Genomic DNA, 6,119 nt, shown 5'->3' on the forward strand with positions numbered 1-6,119 from the left:
TACCTTTGCAGCCCGCAAACGAGGAAGCGGGGATTGTTCTTAGAAAGGTTAAGAAGAGGGTTTTTGAAGCAGGAAGAGGGAAAGCGAGAAGAAGATAGCTTCAAAAAAAGATCAGATAAATTTTCGGAAAGTCAAAAAGTTTGCTACTTTTGCACCCCGCCGCTGAGAGAGAAAAGAGAGAAGGAAAAGGGGATTGAAAACTGAAAAAGCGCTTGAAAAAATAAAAGCGAAAAAGGTTTTGGAAAAGCGGAAAAGGTTTCTACCTTTGCAGACCCAAACGGAAGGGTCCTTGAAAGAGGAAAAGAAGTAAAGAAAGCTAAAGCGATTTTAGCCAATAAAAATGAAAAGTTAAGAGGTGTTAAAACCTCCAAAACATATAGCGGATTCGGATGATGAAGCGAGAAAGTTCTTTTAAGAAATAGAAAATCATGTAGAGTAACACTAAAGCGAAAAGCGGAAGGCGTAAAGCCGAAAGCAGGAGCGGAGGAGTTATGATAACAAAAGAAGAGAGATACTGTATAAAGATATARTTATATACAGATTCTATTATTAATAATAGGGTCAGTGAACAAACAAAACATTTTACAATGGAGAGTTTGATCCTGGCTCAGGATGAACGCTAGCGGCAGGCCTAATACATGCAAGTCGGACGGGATAGGAGAGCTTGCTTTCCTTGAGAGTGGCGCACGGGTGCGTAACACGTATGTAACCTACCTTGTTCAGGGGGATAGCCTCTCGAAAGAGAGATTAAGACCGCATAACATCATGATGCAGCATTGCAATGTGATCAAATATTTATAGGAACAAGATGGGCATGCGGAACATTAGCTAGTTGGTAAGGTAAAGGCTTACCAAGGCTACGATGTTTAGGGGATCTGAGAGGATGACCCCCCACACTGGTACTGAGACACGGACCAGACTCCTACGGGAGGCAGCAGTAAGGAATATTGGTCAATGGGCGGAAGCCTGAACCAGCCATGCCGCGTGCAGGAAGACTGCCCTACGGGTTGTAAACTGCTTTTGTACCGGAATAAACCTTGATTCGTGAATCAAGCTGAATGTACGGTAAGAATAAGGATCGGCTAACTCCGTGCCAGCAGCCGCGGTAATACGGAGGATCCAAGCGTTATCCGGATTTATTGGGTTTAAAGGGTGCGTAGGTGGCTTTTTAAGTCAGGGGTGAAAGACGGTAGCTTAACTATCGCAGTGCCTTTGATACTGAAGAGCTTGAATGAACTAGAGGTAGGCGGAATGTGACAAGTAGCGGTGAAATGCATAGATATGTCACAGAACACCAATTGCGAAGGCAGCTTACTATGGTTTAATTGACACTGAGGCACGAAAGCGTGGGGATCAAACAGGATTAGATACCCTGGTAGTCCACGCCCTAAACGATGAATACTCGATGTTGGCGATATACGGTCAGCGTCTAAGCGAAAGCGTTAAGTATTCCACCTGGGGAGTACGCCCGCAAGGGTGAAACTCAAAGGAATTGACGGGGGCCCGCACAAGCGGAGGAGCATGTGGTTTAATTCGATGATACGCGAGGAACCTTACCCGGGCTTGAAAGTTAGTGAATAGAGCAGAGACGCTCTAGTCCTTCGGGACACGAAACTAGGTGCTGCATGGCTGTCGTCAGCTCGTGCCGTGAGGTGTTGGGTTAAGTCCCGCAACGAGCGCAACCCCTATGTTTAGTTGCCAGCACGTAAAGGTGGGGACTCTAAACAGACTGCCTATGCAAATAGAGAGGAAGGAGGGGACGACGTCAAGTCATCATGGCCCTTACGTCCGGGGCTACACACGTGCTACAATGGATGGTACAGAGGGCTGCTACCTGGCAACAGGATGCCAATCTCTCAAAGCCATTCACAGTTCGGATCGGGGTCTGCAACTCGACCCCGTGAAGTTGGATTCGCTAGTAATCGCGTATCAGCAATGACGCGGTGAATACGTTCCCGGGCCTTGTACACACCGCCCGTCAAGCCATGGAAGCTGGAAGTGCCTGAAGTGCGTAACCGTAAGGAGCGTCCTAGGGTAAAGTCGGTAACTGGGGCTAAGTCGTAACAAGGTAGCCGTACCGGAAGGTGTGGCTGGAATACCTCCTTTCTGGAGCAGTATCAAAATCGACTGAAGATATTGTAACAAGTTACCTACATGATTATTTCTTAAAATTGGTTGATTGGGTTTGATTGGTTGATTAAGTGAGTGGTTGATACCATACATTAAATCATTCCTTCAGTAATTCAGTCATTCAATAATTAAACACACAAAAGGAAAACCCAAAAGATGAAGCCATCGATGTGGAGCGAAGCCAAAAGGCGAGCGAAGGATACGGTAGGCAGTTCACAGTGGGCAGTAATGCAGTTAGCAGTTGGCAACAAGAGCTAACTATGAAGCAAACTGCAAACTAAGTACTGCAAACTGAAAAAAAGTCCTGTAGCTCAGTTTGGTTAGAGCACTACACTGATAATGTAGGGGTCAGCAGTTCAAATCTGCTCGGGACTACGAAAGGTGAGTATCAGGTAGCAAGTATATAGTAGCAAGATAAGAGAAAAGTCTTGATACATGATACTAACTACTAAATACGATAATCTTTAGGGGGATTAGCTCAGCTGGCTAGAGCACCTGCCTTGCACGCAGGGGGTCAACGGTTCGAATCCGTTATTCTCCACCATGCTAGGAAGAAGCAAGAAGCAAGAATCAAGAACCAGGACAGTAGTCTTAACTCTTGACTCTGATATCTTGACTCTTTTCTGCAAAACGTTCTTTGACATATTGGAAGAAGTAATTGAAAAAAAGAAGACAACAGTATAGAGGACAGTTGTAGACTGAAGTTCAAGGAAAAAGGTAAAAAGAGGAAGGGCTTCGGTCTTGATACTTGATACTAGCTACTTGATACTGAATTACAACAAGAATCAAAAGCATACATACCGGGCAAAAGGCGGTATAGTAGAAGAAAGTAAGAAAGGGTACACGGGGGATGCCTTGGCTCTCAGAGGCGATGAAAGACGTGATAAGCTGCGATAAGCTACGGGGATCAGCAAATATGAATTGATCCGTAGATTTCTGAATGGGGAAACCTGGCTAGTTGAAGACTAGTCGCAAATATGCGCAAACCTGCTGAACTGAAACATCTAAGTAAGCAGAGGAAGAGAAAATAATAATGATTTCCTGAGTAGTGGCGAGCGAAAGGGAAAAAGCCCAAACCAATTATGTTACGGCATAATTGGGGTTGTAGGACCACAATATGAATATCAAAATGAACCGGAACGGGGTGGGAAACCCGGCCATAGAGCATGAGAGCTGCGTACGGGTAAGTAATGATAGGATAGTGGAATCCTGAGTACCGCGAGGTCGGAGACGCCTTGTGGGAATCTGCCGGCACCATCCGGTAAGGCTAAATACTCCTGAGAGACCGATAGTGAACCAGTACCGTGAGGGAAAGGTGAAAAGAACCCCGAACAGGGGAGTGAAATAGAACCTGAAACCGTGTACTTACAAGCGGTCGGAGCGGACTTGTTCCGTGACGGCGTGCCTTTTGCATAATGAGCCTACGAGTTACTCTTTCCTGGCAAGGTTAAGTGTTTAAGACACGGATCCGAAGCGAAAGCGAGTCTGAATAGGGCGTATAGTCAGGGGAGGTAGACGCGAAACCTTGTGATCTACCCATGGGCAGGTTGAAGGTGCCGTAACAGGTACTGGAGGACCGAACCGATAAACGTTGAAAAGTTTCCGGATGACTTGTGGGTAGGGGTGAAAGGCTAATCAAACTGGGAAATAGCTCGTACTCCCCGAAATGTTTTTAGGAACAGCCTGGCGGTTGAGTTAATAAGAGGTAGAGCTACTAATTGGGTGCGGGGGAGTCAAATCCTACCAAATCCAGATAAACTCCGAATGCTTATTAATATACGCTGGAGTGAGGCTCTGGGTGCTAAGGTCCAGGGCCGAGAGGGAAAGAACCCAGACCATCAGCTAAGGTCCCCAAATTACTGCTAAGTTGAACTAACGAGGTCCGATTGCATAGACAGCTAGGATGTTGGCTTGGAAGCAGCCATTCATTTAAAGAGTGCGTAACAGCTCACTAGTCGAGCGATCGGGCATGGATAATAAACGGGCATCAAGCAGTATACCGAAGCTATGGATTTACAGCAATGTATCTGGTAGGGGAGCATTCTATATGCCGGCGAAGCAGGAGGGACAACCGACTGTGGAGGTTATAGAAAAGCAAATGTAGGCATAAGTAACGATAAGGCGGGAGAGAAACCCGCCCACCGAAAGACTAAGGTTTCCTGATCAACGCTAATCGGATCAGGGTTAGTCGGGGCCTAAGGTGAAGCCGAAGGGCGTAGCCGATGGACAACTGGTTAATATTCCAGTACTTTTTATAACTGCGATGCGGTGACGGAGTAGTGACACTGACGCGAACTGACGGAATAGTTCGTTAAAGGCCGTAGGTATATGGACTGTAGTTAAGTACGCAGACCATGCTGAAAGCTGATAGTATACCAAATCTTCGGAGGCGGTAATAGTTCAGGTAATCAGACTTCCAAGAAAACCCGCTAAGCTTCAGGTTATAAAAACCCGTACCGTAAACCGACACAGGTAGTCGAGGAGAGAATCCTAAGGTGCTCGAGTGAATCATGGCTAAGGAACTCGGCAAAATGGCCCTGTAACTTCGGGAGAAGGGGCGCTGGTAGCAATGCCAGCCGCAGTGAAAAGGCCCAGGCGACTGTTTAACAAAAACACATGGCTATGCAAAATCGAAAGATGACGTATATGGCCTGACACCTGCCCGGTGCCGGAAGGTTAAGAGGGGATGTTAGGAGCAATTCGAAGCATTGAATCGAAGCCCCGGTAAACGGCGGCCGTAACTATAACGGTCCTAAGGTAGCGAAATTCCTTGTCGGGTAAGTTCCGACCTGCACGAATGGTGTAACGATCTGGGCGCTGTCTCAGCCATGAGCTCGGTGAAATTGTGGTATCGGTGAAGACGCCGGTTACCCGCAACGGGACGGAAAGACCCCATGCACCTTCACTACAACTTAACATTGATATCGGATACAGGATGTGTAGGATAGGTGGGAGACTGTGATCTGGCTTCGCTAGGAGTCAGTTAGTCAACGTTGAAATACCACCCTTTTTGTATCTGGTGTCTAACTCTGCAATGTGGAGGACATTGTTTGGCGGGTAGTTTGACTGGGGTGGTCGCCTCCAAAAAGGTAACGGAGGCTTTCAAAGGTAAGCTCAGTACGCTTGGTAACCGTACGTGGAGTGCAATAGCATAAGCTTGCTTGACTGTGAGGCAGACAAGCCGAGCAGGGTCGAAAGACGGATATAGTGATCCGGTGGTTCTGCATGGAAGGGCCATCGCTCAAAGGATAAAAGGTACGCTGGGGATAACAGGCTGATCTCCCCCAAGAGCTCATATCGACGGGGAGGTTTGGCACCTCGATGTCGGCTCGTCACATCCTGGGGCTGGAGAAGGTCCCAAGGGTTGAGCTGTTCGCTCATTAAAGTGGCACGCGAGCTGGGTTCAGAACGTCGCGAGACAGTTCGGTCCCTATCTGTTGTGGGCGCAGGAAGTTTGAGTGGGGCTGACCTTAGTACGAGAGGACCGGGTTGGACTAACCTCTGGTGAATCTGTTATGGCGCCAGCTGTATTGCAGAGTAGCTACGTTGGGAATAGATAAGCGCTGAAAGCATCTAAGTGCGAAACTAGCCACAAGATGAGACTTCCATTGAGGGTCGTAGGAGACTACTACGTTGATAGGTCATAGGTATAAAGGTGGTGACATCATAGCCGAGTGATACTAATTGCCCGAAGCTTTCTCATAGCAGGTAATAATGGGATGGGTATTCGTATCCATCCCGAACAAAAACTAATACTGTTGTTTTCTTTGATCAAGAACTTCTTTCAATAATATGTCATTGTTTAGCTGAGAGCTAAAGGCGTAAAGCCGAAAGCGGAGCAGCAAACAAATAATGAATTGGCAAAAAAGCTTTATGCTTTTAGCCTTGAGCTTTTAGCTCAAAAGAAATTCAGGTGCCTATATCGGCGGTGTCTACCTCTTCCCATTCCGAACAGAGAAGTCAAGCCCGCCAGAGCCGATGGTACTGCG

1 protein-coding gene, 2 tRNA genes and 3 rRNA genes are annotated in these 6,119 nt (G+C 47.0%); all 6 read left to right on the top strand.

Annotated features, from left to right (window positions below; all coding sequences use genetic code 11):
* Positions 1-204: hypothetical protein (locus tag AC1D0K_RS30605; RefSeq protein WP_477463153.1), on the top strand; the 204-nt coding region annotated here is incomplete at its 5' end.
* A gap of 380 nt (positions 205-584) precedes the next feature.
* Positions 585-2,106 (top strand): 16S ribosomal RNA (locus AC1D0K_RS30610).
* Between the two features lie 324 nt (positions 2,107-2,430).
* Positions 2,431-2,505, top strand: a tRNA-Ile gene (locus AC1D0K_RS30615).
* Between the two features lie 92 nt (positions 2,506-2,597).
* Positions 2,598-2,674, top strand: a tRNA-Ala gene (locus AC1D0K_RS30620).
* A gap of 279 nt (positions 2,675-2,953) precedes the next feature.
* Positions 2,954-5,833: ribosomal RNA gene (locus tag AC1D0K_RS30625) — 23S ribosomal RNA — on the top strand.
* Positions 5,834-6,039: 206 nt separating this feature from the next.
* Positions 6,040-6,119 (top strand): 5S ribosomal RNA (gene rrf, locus AC1D0K_RS30630); the annotation flags it as partial.

It is taken from the genome of Mucilaginibacter sp. P1_A3, assembly GCF_056406855.1.